This is a genomic window from Nocardia sp. NPDC051052 (assembly GCF_044456045.1).
In the GTDB taxonomy this organism is placed as follows: Bacteria; Actinomycetota; Actinomycetes; order Mycobacteriales; family Mycobacteriaceae; genus Nocardia.
This window is the reverse complement of the sequence record NZ_JBITFL010000001.1, coordinates 1,066,693-1,084,716: the sequence shown is the minus strand read 5'-3', so window position 1 is coordinate 1,084,716 and position 18,024 is coordinate 1,066,693. Positions and strand designations below refer to the sequence as shown.

Below are 18,024 nucleotides of genomic sequence, written 5' to 3'. Positions count from 1 at the left end.
GTAGCTTCCCACCGTCTGCCGCATCGGCCTTCGTCGCCGAGAACACGCGCCCGCCGACGACTGGGGAACCGTCGTGCGCACAAGTTGTTAGCATCATCGCCGGGAGTAATCCCATTGAACCAGTGGGCATTTCGGACCCCATGCGGACAGGCCCACAGCGCAGGAACGAACCCGCCATTCGGCGTGAAGAGCTAGTTCATGATCGGCCCCGTTGCCGCGCGTCAACTCCCGACTCGACGCCCCCGAGGCTCCCGCGCGGTCAAATGACAGTACGTATCTTTCACGTATTCCACTGTGGCACAACAGATTTGATCGATTTCCCCAGTGCGAATCTTGCTACCATCGGTGCCGTCGACGTCGACTGGCCAGGCCAAGACAAAGCCCCGGCGCGACCCACAAGGTGCCCGGGAGCGACCACGTTTCACGAGATACGTGGGTGAAGGCTCTACGAAAGGCAGATCATGAAACACATCGGAGGCGCTCTCGCCGCGGCCGGCGCGGTTCTCGCATTGGCTCTCGGCGGAGCTACCACTGCTCATGCCGATCCCGATCCGGGCACCCTGGAGGCGAAGGGCACGTTCATCTACACCCACCACGGCGACCACAAGCGGCTCGAAGACCCCAAGAACAACAAGTGCTACCGCATCGAAGGCAAGGGCTTCGCCGAGAACAAGACCAATCGCGTCGCCGAACTCTTCCGCGGCGACGACTGCGACGGCAGGGTCGTGAACGCGATGGGCCCCGGCGAGCGTGAGCGCGATGTCGAGTTCCGCTCAGTGAGATTCATCAAGTAACCCCGACGCAGCACCAGTCCACCCCCGACACCCGCGCAAGTGGAGGGGGTGGACGTCTCGGCGTCATTCGTTAAACTCGCAGTGTCGGCAAGTCTCCCCGGTGCATTCGAACGCCCGGGTCGAGTACGACTCGTTCGCGGCTCCCACGGCAAGTCAGATGCGCTGTAGCGCACGCCATCGGCAACGCCGACCGCGTCGACATCGTCTGGCCAATCATCTTCGGCCACAAACAAACCCGCCACAAGGAGGCAACCATGACTACCCCTGCCCGAATCACCGCCGGACCCGAGCGGACGCTGCTGGAGAACACCCTCGATCGCGGCAGGGCCGCACTCGTCGAGAAGGTGCGGGAACTCTCGGCCGAACAGTCCCGCCGTCGGCTCGTCGCCTCCGCGACAACGCCGATCGGACTGATCAAGCACGCGGCCGCGGCGGAACGGATCTGGTTCCAGCACTATCTGGCCGGCCTGCCCGAAGCCGAATGCGACGGTTACGCAACGCCAGGAGCCGGCAGTTTCGCCGTCTCCGACGACGAGACGCTCAACGACGTGATCGCGGAGTTCGAACGGGCCAGCCGCAGATCCGCGACGATCGTGGCACCTTACGACCTGGCGCACACCGTGCACCATCCGCGCGCCGGAATCGTCAGTGTCCGTTGGATTTACCTGTTCCTGATCGCGGAATACGGGCGGCACACCGGCCACGCCGACATTCTGGTAGAGCAGATCAACGACCCGATCACAGCGTGAACCCGGACATGGCTCGACCCCGGGATTTGTTTCCGCTGATACGCGGACCCCGGGGCCGTTGCCTTTAGCGGTGTCAGGCCGCGACGTCGTGCCGGATGATGATGTTGCCGAACGAATTTCGCGCGTACACCTGCACGGTGTCGACCGTGTCCGAACCGGCGACCGGTGCCATCAGGTTCTGCACGGTGCCGGACACGGCGTTGGTTTCCAGCCGCACCGCGCTGCCCGGTCGGATACCTACCGCCAACTCGCCCATCGAGGTCTCCAGCCGGAGCACCCCGCGCGACGCGTCACCGATGCGGATATCGCCCTTGGCTACCTTTGCCGTCACCGCACCGCGCGGGCTCTCGACCGCGATGTCACCGGCGGCGATCGCCAGCACGGACTCGACGAATTCGCCGGTGGCCAGCAGTTGGCCAACGCCCGCAGTGGCTTTCAGCCGGGAGCCGGTCGGCACCTCGATGAGCACCTCGATCGAGGGGTTGCCACCCAGCGGCGAGTAGGTCCGCCACCCGCTCGGCGTCCGCACAGTCAGGACGCCTGCGGCGAAATCGACCTTGGTCTGCGCGGCGACGCGCACATCGGCCTTCTTGGCCGCGTCGGTCGGCCGGACCTCGACGTAGGTGTCGGTGCGGTCCGAGGCGATCACCTGGACGTTGCCTGCGGGCACCTCGACGGTGACGGTGATCGGTTCCGGGGTCTGGAAAGTAGGCATGGCTGTACTCCTCGAGTGGGTGAAATGTATTGGGGGTCTAGTAAGTTCGATCAGGCCTGGTCGCCGAACACCGCGTTGACGAGCCGCTGCCGCACCTGCAGGAACGTCGCGGACATTTCGGCGAAGTCGACCTTCGCGTCGCCGGTGGTGATCGAGGCGGTCATGGTCTTGCTGCCGTCGGGCGTGCTGTACATCAGTGCCGCCCAGCCGAAGAAGCCGCCGTTGTGCGTGTAGAGGATGTCGCCGCCGTCGGTTTCCTCGACGAAAAGCCCGAGGCCGTACTCGTTCTTCGGCAGACCCGTCGCACGCGGGGTGCGCATCTCGGCCAGCAGCGGAGCAGGCAGAAGCTTGCCGCTCATCAGCGCGGAAATGAACGTCTGCAGGTCCGCGGTGGTGGAGATCATGTCACCGCCCGCGGAGATCCAGGACGGGTTCATGCTGCTGGTGTCGACCACCTTCCACGCATCGCCGTCCTGGTACGCGTAGTAGCCGTGCGCGTGTGGCTCGGGGATCTCCGTCTGGAAGTCCGGCACCACGGTGCCGGTCAGTCCGAGCGGACCCAGGATCAGCCGGTGCATTTCCTCGGCCAACGACCGGCCGGTGACGCTCTCGATCACCAGTCTGGCCAGCACGTAGTTGGTGTTCGAGTAGCTCCAGTCGGTGCCGGGCTCGAACCGGGCGGGCTTGGACAAGGCCAGCCGCACCAGCTCCGCGGGCGGGTAGCTGTGGAACAGGTTGTCCACCCATTCCTGGCCCTGCCAGGGGATTCCCGGCACGATCGTCCCGTCCGGGAAGTACTCGCCGGTGAAGTTGAACACGCCGCTGGTGTGCTGCAACAGCATTCGCACGGTGATCCGCGGGTCCAGCTCGAACTGGGGCAGGTAGTCGGCCGCCGGGGTGTCCAGCCCGATCTTGCCCTCGGCCACCAGTTGCAGAACAACGGTCGCGACGAAGGTCTTGGTGTTGCTGCCGATCCGGAACAGCCCGTTCGTCGCCGGTTTCGCGTCCTCGCCCAGCTTGCTCACTCCGGCGCTGCCGACCCACTCGCCCTGCTCGTCGCGCACCCGCAGCTGCACTCCGGCGTAACCGGCCTCGACGGCCTCCTGGATCACCTGCTGCAACTCCGGGCGATTCGGCGCGGTGGTCGTCGTGGCCGCTTGGGTGAACTGGATTGTCATGGTTCCTCATCTCTGGTCTGTGCCGTTCGATGGGAACAACATTCGCCAGCCGCCCTGACACCGGACCGTCACGGGGCTGACGCGGCCTCTGACACGCTCGAACACCGGCCTGACAGACGGACGTCAGGCCTGGTCCCGAGGGTCGTCGGCCACCGTCAAGACGCGAGCGTGACCGAAACCAACTGACTCCAGCTCGCTTCCGTGCTCTCCCGGGCCGCCGCCTCGAACCCCGCGTCGCCGAGGCGGCCGCGCACTGCCTGCTCGATCCTGGCCACATCCGGATGCGAACGGTCCGGCAGACCGCGCACACCCGCGCTCGCCGCGAGCAGCCGCGCCGCCTGCTCGTACTGTTGCCCGCGCAGCGCCAGATCCGCCGTTCCGACCAGCACCTGCGCGATCAGCATCGGATGCCCCGCCTCCGACACCGCATGGAAGGCGGCGGCGCGGTGTTCCCTGGCCTCGTCGATGTCCTCGGCGAGGTAACCGAGCATGTCCTGCACCATCGCGCGGACGATGGCCCGCTTACCGATATCGCCGAGCTGTCCTGTCGCGACGGCGAGTTGCTGTCGGGCCTGTTCGGCATCGCCGCTCCAGCGGGTGAGCTCCGCCTTCGACAGCGCGAACTCGGCCAGCGCGTTCGGCCAGGCGACGCGTTCCGCCGCACGCTGCGCCTCGGCCATGGCGGCCGCGCTGGACTCCACATCGCCTAGTAGCCAATACAATTGGGCCTGCCGCGACCGCATCGACACGACATCCTCGATGGCACCGACCTCGGTGACGACCGTGATCGCCTGTTCGTAGTACTCGCAGGCGGCGGCGAACTCGCCGCGCATGGCGATTCGATTCGCCAGTTCGGTCAGGGCGAACGAAATACCGAATCGTTCGCCGAGCGCCCGGAACTCGGCCAGCGCCAGCGCGAGATATTCGTCGGCCTCGCGGCCGCCCTGGCCGAGCTGGATCCGCATCTTGCCGAGCTGCAGCCGGGCCAGTGCGCGCACCCAGGGATCCTTGTCATCCAGCAATGATTCCCAGGCGGACAAAACCGCGGCCGGGTCCCGCAGCATGCGTTCGAGCGGGGCGACCAACCCCAGCGCCGGGTGATGGTCCAGGGTCCGCTGGCTGATCTCGTATGCCTGGTGGATCCACTCCGCCGCCTGGTGCTCGTCACTCTGCTGACCGCCGGTCACGAACTGCACAATGAGCGCGTACACCCAGGCCCTGGTCTCGTCGGGCACCTCGCCAGGCAGGGCGACGGCGGCCATGATCAGCTCGTTGCCCTCCATTTTGTGGCCGCCGAGCCACCAGTACCAGCCCGCACCGGCGGCGAGCCGCATCGCGTCGGCCGCTTCGCCCGCCGCGAGCGCACCGCGCATCGCGGCCGCGATGTTGTCGTGCTCGGCCTCGAGGGCGGCGAGCCAGGCCAGTTGCTCGGCGCGACGCAGATGCGGCTCCGCGATCTCGGTGAGTTCGGTGAAGTAGGTCAGATGCGCGCGGCGGGTCAGGTCCGATTCGCCTGCCCCCGCGAGACGTTGCTCGGCGTATTCCTTGATGGTGCCGAGCATTCGGTAGCGCGGCACGCTGTCGCCCACGGTGACCAACAGCGATTTCTCGACCAGCGCGGTGAGCAACTCATCCACCTGATCCCGCTCGACTTCCGTTCCGGCACAGACCCGCTCGGCCGCTTCCAGGCTCGCCCCGCCCGAGAACACCGAAAGCCTGCGCAGCACAACCCGTTCGGCGTCGGTGAGCAGCTCCCAGCTCCAGTCGACCACCGCGCGCAGCGTCTTGTGCCGCGGCAGCGCGGTACGGCTGCCGCCGGTCAGCAGGCGGAACCGGTCGTCGAGCCGGTGGGCGAGCTGATCGAGGGACATGGTGCGCAACCTGGCCGCGGCGAGTTCGATGGCCAACGGCATTCCGTCCAGCGCCCGGCAGACGCGCACCATCGTCGCCAGCGTGCCGGCGTCGGTGCCGAGCTCCCTGCTCACCGCGCTCGCCCGATCACGCAGCAACCGGATCGCCGGCGCGGCCTCGATCTCGGCGGGGTCGGCGTCCACCGCGGGCAGCACCAACGGCAGGACCGGCCACAGTGCCTCACCGGTGATGCCGAGGGGTTCCCTGCTCGTCGCGAGGATCCGCACCCGCCTGCATTCGCCGAGCACCCGATGGGCGAAGCTCGCCGCGGACTCGATCACGTGCTCGCAGTTGTCCAGGATGAGCAGCATCGACCGATCGCGGATCGCGGCGATGACCCGGTCCGTCGGCTCCATGTCCGCCGCGTCGCTGAGCAGCGCGTCGCGCAGTTTGAGGGCGGACAGCGTCGCCTGCGCCACATTGTTCCCGCCCCACTCGCCTTCCTTGCCGCTGTCCGCGCCGATGGCCGCGAGTTCGACCACCCAGACGCCGTCCGGCAGGTCGTCGACCAGCGTGCGCGCGGTTTCGGTGGAGAGCCGGGTCTTCCCGGAGCCGCCCGGCCCGATCAGCGTGGTGAGCCGATGGTCGGCGATGAGGTCGCGGACCGCGGCGACGTCGTTGTCCTTGCCGACGTAGCTGGCCAGTTCGGCACGCAGGTTGGTCTTGCGGTTCTCCTCCCGCCGACCCAGCTCGCCGCGCAGCAGCGCGACGTGCAACGCGGACAGCTCCGGCGACGGGTCGACGCCCAGTTCGTCGGCCAGGGTTTCGCGCATCCGCTCGTACGCGAGCAGCGCCTCGGTGTCGCGACCGCTCGCGACGAGGGCCCGCATCAACGCGGCGACCAGCCGTTCCCGCACCGGATGCGCGGCAACCAGGTCGGTGAGTTCGGTGACCAGCTCGGCACCGTGGCCGAGGCTGATCTCGCCATCGAACCGCTCCTCCAGCGCGGTCAGGCGTAAACCGTCGAGCCGGGTGACCGCCGCGTCGAACGCCGCGCTCTCCAGCAGCCCGATGTCCTGCATGGCCGCGCCGCGCCACAGCGCGAGGGCCTCGCGCAGCCGCCGCACCCCCTGGTCCTCGTCGTTGCGGGCCTTGGCGATGAGGCGTTCGAACCGCACGGCGTCGACGGCGTCGGGCTCCACCCGCAACCGGTAGCCGTCCGGCTGCCCCTCGACCACCCCGTCCGGCAGCGCCTTGCGCAGCCGGGAAACCAAGCGTTGCAAGGCATTCGCCGCATCGGCGGGCGGCTGCTCACCCCAGATCCAGTCGATGAGCGTCGCCTTCGGGACCGCGTGACCTGGTTCGAGCGCCAGCGCGACCAACAGCCCGCGCAGCCGCGCGCCCGGCACGTCGGCGAAAGCGCCGTCGTCCGTGCGAATTTCGAATGGTCCAAGTATCCCGATCTGCACCTACCTGATCCTGCCATGGGCGATCGAGCGCCTGCCGGGCGCTGACGGGACGCAACACGTCACCGGTGTCAGGGCCGTGACAGCCGCGTGTCAGGGCGGTCGGCGAATGTTTTCGCAACAGCCACGAAAGGAATTTGATGACGCATACAGTGCCCATCCCGCACGGACTGCCCACCGAACGTGACGCCAGTCCGTTCGACCCGCCCAGCCAGCTCACCCGGCTGCGCGAGGCTCGCCCGGTCAGCCCGATCGTCTTCCCCGACGGTCACCAGGGCTGGATCGTCACCGGCTACGACGCGGTCCGCCAGCTCATGGCCGACACCCGGTTCAGCTCCCGCCAAGACATCGGCATCCTGCACACCCTGGAGGACATCTCCGACATGCCGCCCGTCACCGAGCCGTCACCGCAGATCCCCGGCTTGTTCATCGCCATGGACCCGCCGGACCACACCCGGCTGCGGCGCCTGCTCACCGGCACCTTCACCGTCCGGCGCATGCGGCAGCTCGAAGAACACATCATCGAGGTCACCGAGCGGCAACTGGACGAGATGGCGCGCCTGACCCCGCCGGTCGACCTGGTCAAGGAGTTCACGCTGCCGGTGCCCTCGCTGGTGATCTGCGAAATGCTCGGCGTGCCCTACGCGGACCGGGCGACCTTCCAGGTCAATTCCGCCCAGTTCCTGGTCAGGGAGCAGTCGCTCGACGAGAAGATGGCCGCCTACGGCGCGATGACCGGCTACCTCGCCGAACTCGTCACCCGCAAACGCGCCGAACCCGGCGACGACATCCTCTCCGACCTGGCCCGCAACGACGACCTCAGCATCGAAGAACTCGTCGGCATAGCCTTCCTGCTGCTGCTCGCGGGCCACGAGACCACCGCGAACATGTTGGCGCTCGGCACCTTCGCGCTGCTGGAACACCCCGAGCAGCTGGCCGAACTGCGCGCCGACCTCGCGCTGATGCCCGACGCCGTCGAGGAGCTCCTGCGCTACCTGTCGGTGGCCGACATCTTTTATCGCTATGCCACCGAAGATCTCGAACTCGGCGGCGAAACCATCGCCGAGGGATCAACCGTCGTCGTCTCCCTGCTGGCCGCCAACCACGACCCGCAGCGCTTCGACCACCCCGACACCCTGGACCTGCACCGCAAGGCCCGCGGTCACCTGTCCTTCGGCCACGGCATCCACACCTGCCTCGGCCAGCAGCTGGCCCGCATCGAAATGCGCGCCGGTTTCGCCGGACTCGTGCGTCGCTTCCCGACCCTCGCACTCGCCATCCCCGCCGACGACGTGAAGCTCCGCACCGACATGAACATCTACGGCGTCCACGAACTACCCGTCACCTGGTGACCATCGAAGGAGACAACGAGATGCGAATCTCCGCGGATCGCGAACGGTGCGTCGGCTCGGGCATGTGCGCCCTCATCGCGCCGGACATCTTCGATCAAGACGACGACGGCACAGTGCTGTTGCTCGACCCGCAACCGCGGCGGCAGCACTCGGCCGTGCGCGAGGCACTGGATTCTTGCCCGGCCAGAGCACTCGACATCGACTAGCGGTTGGCTCGACCTCGCCGGAGTCGTTCCGGCGCAGTCGAGCTCGGGATGGGCCGCTACTTCAGTAGTTCGATGACTGGCGCGAATCTCTCCAGATCCGGTTCCAGCACCGTGAAATACGTGATGCCGTAACGCTCTCGGCAGGCACGCACGTTGTCGGCGATCTCCTGTGTCGTGCCCACCATGACCGCGGGCGCGGCGCCGATCTGGTCGTCGGTGAATCCGGGCAGGGAATGGCGCACCCGGTCGCCCAGGGTGTCACGCTCTTCCGGGGTGGCCACCGCCCATATCAAGAGGTTGAGTTCGACCCGATCGCGCCGCTCACCGAGCAAGCCGCGCACGTACTCGGCGCGTTCGGCGACCTCGTCTGCGCTCGCGGCGGTCAGCAGACCGGATTTCGTTACGGCGGCTCCGGGCAGGCCCACCACATCGGCGTGCTGAGTGGCCATGCGCAGCAACCGGTTCCCCGTTCCGGCGATCAGCACCGGCGGCCCCTCCGGCCGTGCCGGCGCCGGCTGGTACTCCGGGTCGGAGTAGAGCTTGCGCAAGGTGAGCACGGTCTGCTCGACGTGATCGATGCGGGCCCCCGCGCTGGGGAACGGTATACCGGCGGCGTCGAATTCGTCCTTGACGTAACCCGCTCCCAGCCCCAGCTCGACCCTGCCGCCACTGAACTGATCCAACGCGGCAACGTCACGGGCCAGCAGCACCGGATTGTAGAACGGCGTGTTCAACACGAAGGTAGCCAACCGAATTCGCTCGGTGGCCTCCGCCGCCAGCAACAACGTCGGCAACGGGGCAGGCATCCCGAGATGATCCGGTACCGCGAGAACGTCGTAACCGAGCGTTTCCGCGCGCCGAGCCTTGTCCACCCACTCGGAACGCGGACCCGGCAACCCCATATTGACACCGAAGCGAAATTCAGCCATGCCTCATTCCTACCTGCTCCGCACGCTCTGCGCTTTGCCACCAAACGTCGGAGCAGCCAACAGTTCACACCGTGCCGGTCCGGCCGGGTCAAGCCCGGAGCAGGGCATCGATGTCATAGGTGGATGTGATGAGGGCTCGGTCGTGGGCACCCGTCAGGACCCCCATTGGCGGCAAGAGTTTCGAAAGCAGCTGACGGACAACTGATTCCTGCCCTGCGAGCGGCCCGCAGGGAACTGCAACACGTTCTAGTCTGTTGAGGTGGATGTGACATACGAGAACACTGTGCAGACTGTCCGGACCGGCAAAGGGGTGCTGCGCTATCACGAGGCGGGTGACGGGCCGCCGTTGATCCTGTTGCACGGCTCTGGAATCGGCGTGAATGGCTGGCGGAACTTCGGTGGCAACCTGTCAGGCCTAGCCGAGCATTTCCACTGCTACATCCTCGAGTTCCCTGGGTTCGGGGCGAGCGACCCGGTCCCCGGGGCGCACCCGGTACTGACTGCCGTCGATTCGGTGGTGCGGTTCATGGATGCCCTCGCCGTGGAATCCGCTGCCATGATCGGAAATTCGATGGGCGGCGTGGTCGGCGCCATGGTGGCGCTCGCTCACCCAGCTCGGGTCGGCAAGCTGGTGACCGTCGGCGGCATCGGGACGAACATCTTCAGCCCGGGGCCGAGCGAGGGGACGCGACTATTGCGGGAATTCGCCGACAATCCCAGTCGCGAGGCACTGATCCGATGGTTGAACTGCATGGTGTTCGATCCGAAGTGGGTTACCGACGACCTGATCGCGGAACGCTGGCAGGCCGCCATTCAACCCGCCGCACTGCAAACGCTCCAGGCCATGTACGGATCGCAAGCCGCTGCCCTGCAGCAACATTCGGAGGCCCAGTCGAAGGTCCCGCCCTACTGGTCGATGTTGCACAAGGTGCAGTGCCCGACATTGCTGGTCTGGGGCGCCGACGACCGCCAATGCCCGCTGGACATGGCCCAGATCCCGCTACGGCTGATCCCCGACGCCGAACTGCACGTGCTGTCGAACTGCGGGCACTGGGTATTCGTGGAAGCCAAGCAGAAATTCGAACGCATCAGCATCGAGTTCCTGCAGCGGTAGGCAATGCCGGCCTCAGCTCCACCGGAGGAGGTAGATCCCCTGGCCGCGCCGATCCAGCTGGCCGTCGGAGGGATGCAGGGTCGCGGAGTGGTAGTCCAAGCGGTTGGGATCGGGCTGCCACAGCGCCAGGTCCAGGATGTAGCGGGCGGTGTGCAAGAAGTTGCCCGCGGTGCCGAGCAAGATCAGCGTGTGCGCCTGCACTTGCTCGTGCAACCGATCCCCGGCGGGCCGCCGCCAGCGCCACTCGGCGTTGTCGCGGTGCACCTCCTCCCAGGTCAGCACGTCATCGGGGTTCCAGGTCACCGTCTGGGACCGCCCGCGATCGAGGCTGCGGCGCAGCGCTTTCCATCGACTCGGCGCGAAACCACCGTGCGAATGGCCCAGCACCAGATCGAGCTCACCACACTGGGTCGAGGAATCGGGGTCCGGTGGCTGGTTGCCGCGCAACGGAATATGCACGAGACTGCGCCGGGATCGGGCCGCCAGCAGCCACAGGCCGGTGACCTGGAAAGCCGCCTCCGCGTTCAATTCGAAGCTGTACCAGGGATTGCTGTCGGTCAGCACAGCACCCGTGACCGGGCGGGCAGGCCGGATCACCCGGTATTCGTCCCGGCCCAGCCGTGCGCGGTGGACGCTGATCTCGAGCTGCACCGGTGTGAGGCTAGACGGGCCGGTTCGATCGGGGCCAAGGGTTATCGGGCATGCCCTCGACTTTCGCACCCTGCTCGACCGCGTGGTCGATGCTGCGATTCCCGCGCCACGCCGACCACCCGAACGTCCTACCCGGGCTACGGGCAGGCTCGCTCAGCGGACGAGGCGGAAGAATCCGCGCACCTGCTCGATCAGCGACTCCGGTTGCTCCAGGGCGGCGAAGTGGCCGCCTTGCGGTAGTTCGGCGAACCAGCGCAGGTCGGTGAACCGCAGTTCGGCCTCCCGCCGTGACGGGCGGGTGATATCACGCGGGTAGATCGAGAGTCCGGAGGGCGCGGTGACCTTGTCCCGGAAGTGGGCGAAGCTCTCCCAATACAGGCGTGCCGAGGACGTGGCCGACGCGGTGAACCAGTAGACGGAGATCTCATCGAGGATCTTTCGCCGCGGCACCGCGTCCTCGGGATTGCCGTTGTGGTCCGTCCAAGCCCAGAACTTCTCGGCGATCCAGGCGGCCTGGCCCGCCGGGGAGTCGGTGAGGCCGTAACCGAGGGTCTGCGGGCGGGTGGCCTGCTGAGCCGAATACCCGCGGCCGGTGCGCGCGAACTCCTTCTCGGCCTCGAGGTTCGCCAGTTCCGCGGGCGTCGGGTCGTCGAACTTGCCCAGTGCCACGGACCCCAGGTTCAGGTGCACGCCGGCGACCCGGTCGGGCGCGACCTCGCCCAGCGCGCCGGACACCGCCGAACCCCAGTCGCCGCCCTGCGCGCCGTACCGCTGATAACCCAGCGAGACCATCAACGCGTCCCAGGCGCGCGCGATGCGAGTGACGCCCCACCCGGTCGTCGACGGTTTGTCACTCCAGCCGTACCCGGGCAGTGATGGCGCGACCACATGGAACGCGTCGGACGGGTCCCCGCCGTACGCGCGCGGGTCGGTCAGCGGGCCGATGACCTCCAGGAACTCCAGCACCGAACCGGGCCACCCGTGCGTGAGCACCAGCGGAAACGCGTCCGGCTCCGGTGAACGGATGTGCAGGAAGTGAATGCCCAGCCCATCGATTGTGTCGCGGTACTGCGGGAAAACGTTTACCCGTTGCGCGAACCCGAAGTCGTAGTCCTCGGCCCAGGAACGGCACAGTTCCTTCGCATACGCCAGCGGCACGCCTTGTGACCAGTCGTCCACCGGCTCGGGCTCGGGCCACCGCGTCCGGCGCAACCGGTCACGCAGGTCCGCGATCTCGTCATTGGTGATGCTGACCTCGAACGGCTCGGCGGCCATAGCGGGCTTCCTTTCTCTCGGCAGGATCAGAGGTGGGTCGGCGTGAAGCCGTCGACCGGCCCTCGGGTGTGGATTGTCATCGCGGGCTCGCACGCGTGTCGGCGGGTTCGGGTCGGCGACCGACGCCGGGGCGACGGATCAGGCTGAGGGCGAGTCCAGCCAGGGGCAGCGCCGCGAGCATGGCCAGGGCCACCGGCATCGACACGATGCCGGACAGGCCCGCGACGGCGGCCGGACCGATGCCGCCTCCCAGGTTGATCATGAAGTTGAGCAGACCCTGCGCGGTGTCGCGGTCCCCCGAGGCGACCAGTTCCGGCGCGAGGCCCACCAGCACGACCTGAGCGCCGGCGAACCCGCCCGCGGTCAGCGCCGCGCCGAGGATGACCGGGACCGGCCCGTGGAAGACCGCGACCACACCTACGCCCACCGTAGTAAGTGCCGCGACACCGGCCGACGCCTGCCATGCGGTGAACCGACTGGTCACCGCGCCGGCCAGCCGCCCGGCCAACACCGAGAAGGCGGCGGCCGGAACCAGCAGCGCGCCCGCTTCGAGGGGGCCACCGCCCGTGGCCTGCTCGATCAAAGATGGAGCGAGGAACAGCACTCCGTAGTACCCGGCGAAGACAGCCCCGCCGATGAGTCCGGCCGCCGGGAGGCCGCGTGCCGCGATCACCCGCCGGGGCACGAACCCGTCGGGTGTGCGCCGCACGCGCCAGCACAGTCCCACGCCGGCGAGCGCACCGGCGGCGACCACGACGAGGGTGACCGGTGCGGGCAGGCCGACCGAATGTGCTTGCAGCACCGTGATCAGCGAGCCGGCCAGTACCGACAGCGCGGCCGCGCCGATGATGTCGAGTCGCCCGGCCGAGCCGTCCCGCGCACCGCGACCGATCCGCGGAAACGTGCGCATGCCCGCCCATGCGGCCAGCAGGAGGGGCAGCGCCAGGGTCGGGATCGCGAGCACGACACGCCAGCCAAGCCACGCGGTGACCGCCCCGCCCAGCAGGGTCCCGCACGCCGACGCCGTCGCCATGGCGGCCGCGATGATTCCCAGCGCGCGGCTCCGTTCCCGCCCGGGTAGGGCGGTGGCTGCGGCGAAGACCGCGATCACGGTCGCACCCGCTCCGGCGCCACCGATCAGCCGACCGGCGATCACGACCGGCAGTGTCGGGCCGGCCGCCGCGACCGTGGAGCCCACGACGAGGAGTACAACCCCGGCGACGAGTACTCGCACCGTGCCCCACCGGGCCATCAGCCGACCCGCGACCGGCATGGCCAGCGCGGAGGTCAGCGACCATCCGGCGAGAATCCATGCCGTGGCACCGAACGGCACCGCGAGCGCGCGACCGATGGCAGGCAGCGCCACCGCCGGTGCTCCCAGTGCCGCGTACATGGGTAACACCAGCAGCCCCAGGGACAGCCCCAACCGGCGACCGTCCAGGACGGGGGCGGAGCCCGCGCCGAGAGTCCCTCCAGACGGGATCGTCTGCGCCATGGTCATCTCCACCCACTCTGATGTGACATGTAAACGGTACTATGAGTGTCACACTAAAGACGGCAAGGAGACACGTCAAATGCTTGATGCGTGTTACAGCTCATCGGCGGTCGAGGCGGCCGTCGATCTCGCCAACACCCTGCGGCCGGTCAAGGGAGAGGACACCCTCCAGACCGTGGAGCAGCTCCGGGACTTCCTGGCGAACCATTCGCCGACCGGGCGGCCCGAGCCTGGGAGTTCTACTGCCGACCGAGGAGCCGGTCGGTGGCGGCGTCTGACGCACGACGACCTCATGGAGGTCCGCGCGGTGCGCGAGACGGTGCGTGCCGTGCTCGAACGAGCGGGCACCGACCCGGTGGGAGCCGCCGCGCTGATCAACGAAGGGCTGCTCCGCAACCGCGCCACCCCGGCGCTACGCCACGATCATGATCGGTGGTGGACCGAGGTCACCTCCGACACCGACCGCTGCGCAGCACACCTGGCCGTGACCACCCTCGGCGCACTGGCCGCCGTGATCGCCACGCTCGGCCCTGCCCGTCTCGGCGTGTGCGCCGGGCCGAGATGCCGGGCCACGTTCGTAGACCTCTCTCGCAACGGCTCGAAGCAGTACTGCACCCGACCCTGCGCGCATCGGGCCAGCGTCGCGGCCTACCGGAGTCGGCACAGCACACCTTGAGCATCGGCACGTGACCCATCTGGAACGCCCAATAGGGCGAGTTAATCGAACATATGTTCTATGCGTGAGGTAGGCTCGCTCGGGTGAACATACATTCGACCGCGCTGGCGCCGGATGCTCGAACCTCAGGATGGCCGGAACTGGCCGATGCCGACTTGCTGCGCACCCTCGTCGAAACCGAACGCCGCCGGAAGCGACTGGATGCTGCCATGCGCGCGGCCGTCGCCGAAGCCGAGCGGCGTGGCCTTGCCACCGACACCGGCTATCGGGACACCGTGGAGCTATTGACCGACCTGTTGCGGATCAGTGCTCACGAAGCGCGCCGGCGAATCGAATACGCGGCTCCGCAGGTCCGCCCGCGTGCCAGAAAGATGTGGCGGGTGCTGGCTGCCGCGAGCTGACGCCGAGTCCCGTCGTCGCAGCCTGAGGCTCTTCGCTCAGATCGGTAATGTCTGTCCGGTGACCGACGCTGCCGACCTGATGCGGATGTATCTGGTCGATCCAGACCAGCCTTTCCCCTCTGTCGAGCTCGCGGATCCGTCCGGACTGGTCGCTCTCGGCGGGGATCTGTCACCAGAGCGACTGTTGAGCGCCTATTCCGCGGGCATCTTTCCCTGGTACAGCCCCGGTGAAACGATCCACTGGTACTGCCCGGACCCGCGCAGCATTCTGGTGCCGACCAACCTGCGGGTGACCAAGTCCCATCGCCGATCTGTCGCCAATGCCGACTACGTGGTGACCATGGATCGCGCCTTCGCCGATGTGATGTCGAATTGCGCTGGACCGCGCGACAAGGAGACCGGGACCTGGATCGGCTCCGACATGCAGGCGGCCTACCTGCGGCTGCACCACCTCGGTCAGGCGCACTCGGTAGAGGTATGGCGCGACGGCGACCTTGTCGGCGGCCTCTACGGCGTCGCATGCGGCCGTTCCTTCGCGGGCGAGTCCATGTTCTCCCGCGCCCGTGACACCTCCAAGGTCGCGCTGTATTGGCTCTGCGCCCAACTGGCCGCCTGGGACTTCGCCCTCATCGACTGCCAGGTCACCTCCAGCCACCTCACCTCCCTCGGGGCCATCGACCTCTCCCGTGCGGACTACCTGCACTTGCACACCAAGGCCGCCGCCCGCCCCGGCCTCTCCGGCCCCTGGCAGTTCGAAATTCCGGTCCCCAACTCCCCCAACCACTTACCGGCGCGAGAGCGATAGGTCCCCGTCGTGCACCTTTCAGTGCACGGTTGGATCGGCGGCCACGCGGGTGGGTAACGTCCGCACATGGGCCAGCGGGTTCAGGTCAGTTCGTAGAACCGGAACTTGTCGTTGTCGATCGGGTGAATCGTCACGGTGGTGAATCCTGCCTCGAGCGCGTACTTCCGTAATGTGGCCGGGCGCATTACGGCTCCGGTCGCCGCCGAGGTCTGATCACCCATGGCGCCGGGCAGGCAGACGGTCAAGCTCCACCCGTACTCCTGCTGTTCTCGCACGGAACCGGGAGCCGTGAGTTCTTCTTCCGTCCACAGATCGGCGACCAAGACAGATCCGTTCGCCGCCAACAACTTCCGGGCAGCGATCAAGGCGGCGACCGGGTGGGTCATGTCATGCAACGCCTCGATGATGGTGACGAGGTCGTACTTCTCGGTGCCGGCCAAGTCGGCGGCGTCCATCGCGGAGAAGGTCACCCGGTCGTGCACACCTGCGGCCGCGGCATTCTGCTGCGCGGCGGAAATAGCCATCGCATCCAGATCCAGGCCGTCGACGGTCAGTTCCGGATATGCCAGCGCCATCGCGATGCTCGACCAGCCGAGACCGCAGGCAATGTCGCAGGCCCTGGCCGGGCCCGACGAGAGTCGCTCGTGGATCTCCGGAATCGCGGGCAGCCATTGCCTACCAAGGAGATTGAGATAGAGCGCCCGGTTCGACTCGGCCCGGCCTTCGGGTTCCCACGGAATCGGCGGCGGCGCGTCACCGGTCCGATACGCCTGCGCGAGGTCGGCCATCCGACGGCCGACGCGGACAAGATTGATGCTGTGCTGCGTGTCGAACAGCACGCTTTCCCGGTCGGCCAGCACCGGAATATGCGAGGGCGGCAGCGTGAACCGCTGGTCGCCGTCCACCTCGAGCAACCCGGCAGTCGCGTGATGCTCGAGCCATTCACGTGTGTAGCGCTCCGCCGTTCCGGTGGCTGAGGCGAGTTCAGCGGAGGTCATCGGGCCGCCGTCGGCGAGCGCCCGGTAGTAACCGAGGCGCTCGCCCAAGTACACGGCGTACATCTCGAGTGCAGCCGTGACGTTTTGGAACAACCGCTGAGACAAGGCGTCCGTATCCATGGCGGCCAGAATGCCAGAAACTGTCGGAGACCGTCGGTCGGTTCGATCGTGCTGAACTCGTTGTCGTCGGCCTTGTCGGCGTCGGACTCGACAGACCTGTAGCCGAGACGGTGGGTTGGTTCAGTGCCGCGGATACACTTGCCCGTGCCGCTTACTTTTCCATCACATGCGTTGGCAGTGCTCCCGTTGAAAATCCGGTGGCCTCGCCATCTGGATGGTGTCGCGTTGGTGGTCGGCTCCGCGGTGCCCGACGCCTCCTATCCGGTGGCAGGGTTCTTTTCGATGCCGGAGACGCACGCACTACCGGCGTTGCTGTGGTGGTGCCTGCCCATGGGAATCATCGCAACGGCGGTGATCCGTTGGGGCGCCGCGCAGATTGCCGCCCACCTGCCACGGCTCGGAGCGTTCGATCTGCCCGCCTATGGCGTGCTCGGTGGCGTGCGATATCGGTGGTATGTCACGGTTTACTCGATACTGATCGGTGCGTTGACGCATATCTTCTGGGACGGGTTCACCCATGATCCGGCCGGCGGGCATGGCTGGGGAGTAGCCCGATTTCCCGTGCTGTTGCAGCTGGGTCCGTTCGGCAAGCCCTGGTGGTACCTACTGCAGCAGACATCCACCCTGGGCGGCGCGATACTCGTGGTCGGGTTGTTCTATTACATCGGCCGACGCGGGCTGCTGCGAGCCTGGCACGGTGATCCACCGGCCGTCCGGCGCGCACCGAGGCGGTTCTGGCTGTCGGCCGGACTGGTCACCGCGTTGATTTTGGCGTTGATTCCGCTGATGCCCTTGGCATTTCAGCCGTTCGTGCTCGGCGTTCGGCTGCTCTACGTGGCGGCGCTGGCGTTGCTGGCAGGCGCCGCGTCGACGCGCCTGGGTAATGGCGGTTCCCGCAACGCCGACGCCAGCGATTCAGACCTCGGCGTTCGCGATGCCGAAGGCGACATGCCGAGGCGCTGAGATTTCGGGACCCACTGATGCCGGTCGCCGACACGATGCGTGCCGCGACCCGCACGTTCCGAGCGGACGGTGGCCAGCCGCTGATCGGTTGGCCACCAACGCCTCCGGAACATCGATCGTCGGCAGCAACGCTGAACCTGTTGCCGCGCAGCGGTAGTCATCGCCGACACGTCGACCACGGTCCCTCCCTCGTGACCAGCCGGTGCGCGATACGTCGACCGATACCGTTGCGGGCTTCGATCGCCGGCGCCGGCGGCCCACCCGATCCGGTGGGCCGGGCAAACCG

General features: G+C 67.5%; 17 protein-coding genes. 9 read left to right on the top strand and 8 right to left on the bottom strand.

The window, feature by feature from the left end:
* Positions 1-461: 461 nt before the first annotated feature.
* Positions 462-794, top strand: coding sequence for a hypothetical protein (locus ACIBCN_RS04880; protein WP_396990110.1), 333 nt, complete (start codon positions 462-464; stop codon positions 792-794).
* 254 nt (positions 795-1,048) lie between these two features.
* Positions 1,049-1,543 (top strand): DinB family protein, encoded by a 495-nt coding sequence (locus tag ACIBCN_RS04875; protein ID WP_396990109.1) that lies wholly within the window; start codon positions 1,049-1,051, stop codon positions 1,541-1,543.
* 73 nt (positions 1,544-1,616) lie between these two features.
* Here ACIBCN_RS04875 and ACIBCN_RS04870 read toward each other — a convergent pair whose 3' ends face one another.
* The 3 genes from ACIBCN_RS04870 to ACIBCN_RS04860 all read right to left on the bottom strand — a co-directional run bounded on the left by ACIBCN_RS04870 (position 1,617) and on the right by ACIBCN_RS04860 (position 6,756).
* The gene (locus ACIBCN_RS04870) at positions 1,617-2,258 is read right to left on the bottom strand and encodes a hypothetical protein (protein WP_396990108.1); all 642 of its coding nucleotides are present in this window, start codon (positions 2,256-2,258) and stop codon (positions 1,617-1,619) included.
* A gap of 50 nt (positions 2,259-2,308) precedes the next feature.
* Positions 2,309-3,436, bottom strand: a complete 1,128-nt coding sequence (locus ACIBCN_RS04865; protein WP_396990107.1) for a serine hydrolase domain-containing protein — start codon at positions 3,434-3,436, stop codon at positions 2,309-2,311.
* Between the two features lie 155 nt (positions 3,437-3,591).
* Positions 3,592-6,756 carry a BTAD domain-containing putative transcriptional regulator gene (locus ACIBCN_RS04860; protein ID WP_396990106.1) on the bottom strand — a complete coding sequence of 1,055 codons (3,165 nt, stop codon included), beginning with the start codon at positions 6,754-6,756 and terminating at the stop codon, positions 3,592-3,594.
* A 137-nt stretch (positions 6,757-6,893) separates the two neighbouring features.
* On the opposite strand from ACIBCN_RS04860, the gene ACIBCN_RS04855 reads away from it, so the two are divergent.
* Together ACIBCN_RS04855 and ACIBCN_RS04850 are read left to right on the top strand one after the other, a co-directional pair.
* The gene (locus ACIBCN_RS04855; protein ID WP_396990105.1) at positions 6,894-8,105 is read left to right on the top strand and encodes a cytochrome P450; all 1,212 of its coding nucleotides are present in this window, start codon (positions 6,894-6,896) and stop codon (positions 8,103-8,105) included.
* A complete protein-coding gene (locus ACIBCN_RS04850; protein WP_396990104.1) occupies positions 8,102-8,311 on the top strand; it encodes a ferredoxin in 210 nt (69 codons plus the stop codon). The genes ACIBCN_RS04855 and ACIBCN_RS04850 overlap by 4 nt, the downstream gene beginning before the upstream one ends.
* Before the next feature lie 56 nt (positions 8,312-8,367).
* On the opposite strand, the gene ACIBCN_RS04845 is transcribed toward ACIBCN_RS04850, so the two are convergent.
* A complete protein-coding gene (locus ACIBCN_RS04845; RefSeq protein ID WP_396990103.1) occupies positions 8,368-9,240 on the bottom strand; it encodes an LLM class F420-dependent oxidoreductase in 873 nt (290 codons plus the stop codon).
* A 259-nt stretch (positions 9,241-9,499) separates the two neighbouring features.
* Here ACIBCN_RS04845 and ACIBCN_RS04840 point away from each other — a divergent pair, with 259 nt between their 5' ends.
* Positions 9,500-10,354: an alpha/beta fold hydrolase gene (locus ACIBCN_RS04840; RefSeq protein WP_396990102.1), complete on the top strand. Its 855-nt coding sequence runs from the start codon at positions 9,500-9,502 to the stop codon at positions 10,352-10,354.
* A gap of 12 nt (positions 10,355-10,366) precedes the next feature.
* Here the strand turns inward: ACIBCN_RS04840 and ACIBCN_RS04835 are convergent, their stop codons facing one another.
* The 3 genes from ACIBCN_RS04835 to ACIBCN_RS04825 all read right to left on the bottom strand — a co-directional run bounded on the left by ACIBCN_RS04835 (position 10,367) and on the right by ACIBCN_RS04825 (position 13,775).
* Positions 10,367-11,005, bottom strand: coding sequence for a hypothetical protein (locus tag ACIBCN_RS04835; RefSeq protein ID WP_396990101.1), 639 nt, complete (start codon positions 11,003-11,005; stop codon positions 10,367-10,369).
* Positions 11,006-11,158: 153 nt separating this feature from the next.
* Positions 11,159-12,280 (bottom strand): epoxide hydrolase family protein, encoded by a 1,122-nt coding sequence (locus ACIBCN_RS04830; RefSeq protein ID WP_396990100.1) that lies wholly within the window; start codon positions 12,278-12,280, stop codon positions 11,159-11,161.
* A 76-nt stretch (positions 12,281-12,356) separates the two neighbouring features.
* On the bottom strand, positions 12,357-13,775 hold the full coding sequence (locus ACIBCN_RS04825; protein ID WP_396990099.1) for an MFS transporter: 1,419 nt from the start codon (positions 13,773-13,775) through the stop codon (positions 12,357-12,359).
* Between the two features lie 79 nt (positions 13,776-13,854).
* On the opposite strand from ACIBCN_RS04825, the gene ACIBCN_RS04820 reads away from it, so the two are divergent.
* The 3 genes from ACIBCN_RS04820 (at position 13,855) to aat (ending at position 15,657) form a co-directional block, all read left to right on the top strand.
* A complete protein-coding gene (locus ACIBCN_RS04820) occupies positions 13,855-14,451 on the top strand; it encodes a CGNR zinc finger domain-containing protein (RefSeq protein WP_396990098.1) in 597 nt (198 codons plus the stop codon).
* Positions 14,452-14,534: 83 nt separating this feature from the next.
* Positions 14,535-14,852 (top strand): DUF222 domain-containing protein, encoded by a 318-nt coding sequence (locus ACIBCN_RS04815; protein WP_396990097.1) that lies wholly within the window; start codon positions 14,535-14,537, stop codon positions 14,850-14,852.
* A gap of 58 nt (positions 14,853-14,910) precedes the next feature.
* On the top strand, positions 14,911-15,657 hold the full coding sequence (gene aat, locus ACIBCN_RS04810) for a leucyl/phenylalanyl-tRNA--protein transferase (RefSeq protein WP_396990096.1): 747 nt from the start codon (positions 14,911-14,913) through the stop codon (positions 15,655-15,657).
* An 80-nt stretch (positions 15,658-15,737) separates the two neighbouring features.
* Here aat and ACIBCN_RS04805 read toward each other — a convergent pair whose 3' ends face one another.
* Positions 15,738-16,775 (bottom strand): class I SAM-dependent methyltransferase, encoded by a 1,038-nt coding sequence (locus ACIBCN_RS04805; RefSeq protein ID WP_396990095.1) that lies wholly within the window; start codon positions 16,773-16,775, stop codon positions 15,738-15,740.
* Between the two features lie 123 nt (positions 16,776-16,898).
* On the opposite strand from ACIBCN_RS04805, the gene ACIBCN_RS04800 reads away from it, so the two are divergent.
* Complete coding sequence (locus ACIBCN_RS04800) at positions 16,899-17,738, top strand: DUF4184 family protein (RefSeq protein WP_396990094.1); 840 nt, start codon at positions 16,899-16,901, stop codon at positions 17,736-17,738.
* Positions 17,739-18,024: the final 286 nt, after the last annotated feature.

What these genes read in the sequence shown, in the direction of transcription:
- ACIBCN_RS04865 (WP_396990107.1), bottom strand. Translation starts at nt 3,436, where the DNA reads ATGACAATCCAGTTCACCCAAGCGGCCACGACGACCACCGCGCCGAAT.
- ACIBCN_RS04845 (WP_396990103.1), bottom strand. Translation starts at nt 9,240, where the DNA reads ATGGCTGAATTTCGCTTCGGTGTCAATATGGGGTTGCCGGGTCCGCGT.
- ACIBCN_RS04825 (WP_396990099.1), bottom strand. Translation starts at nt 13,775, where the DNA reads ATGGCGCAGACGATCCCGTCTGGAGGGACTCTCGGCGCGGGCTCCGCC.
- ACIBCN_RS04875 (WP_396990109.1), top strand. Translation starts at nt 1,049, where the DNA reads ATGACTACCCCTGCCCGAATCACCGCCGGACCCGAGCGGACGCTGCTG.
- ACIBCN_RS04870 (WP_396990108.1), bottom strand. Translation starts at nt 2,258, where the DNA reads ATGCCTACTTTCCAGACCCCGGAACCGATCACCGTCACCGTCGAGGTG.
- ACIBCN_RS04820 (WP_396990098.1), top strand. Translation starts at nt 13,855, where the DNA reads ATGCTTGATGCGTGTTACAGCTCATCGGCGGTCGAGGCGGCCGTCGAT.
- ACIBCN_RS04805 (WP_396990095.1), bottom strand. Translation starts at nt 16,775, where the DNA reads ATGGATACGGACGCCTTGTCTCAGCGGTTGTTCCAAAACGTCACGGCT.
- ACIBCN_RS04880 (WP_396990110.1), top strand. Translation starts at nt 462, where the DNA reads ATGAAACACATCGGAGGCGCTCTCGCCGCGGCCGGCGCGGTTCTCGCA.
- ACIBCN_RS04830 (WP_396990100.1), bottom strand. Translation starts at nt 12,280, where the DNA reads ATGGCCGCCGAGCCGTTCGAGGTCAGCATCACCAATGACGAGATCGCG.
- ACIBCN_RS04855 (WP_396990105.1), top strand. Translation starts at nt 6,894, where the DNA reads ATGACGCATACAGTGCCCATCCCGCACGGACTGCCCACCGAACGTGAC.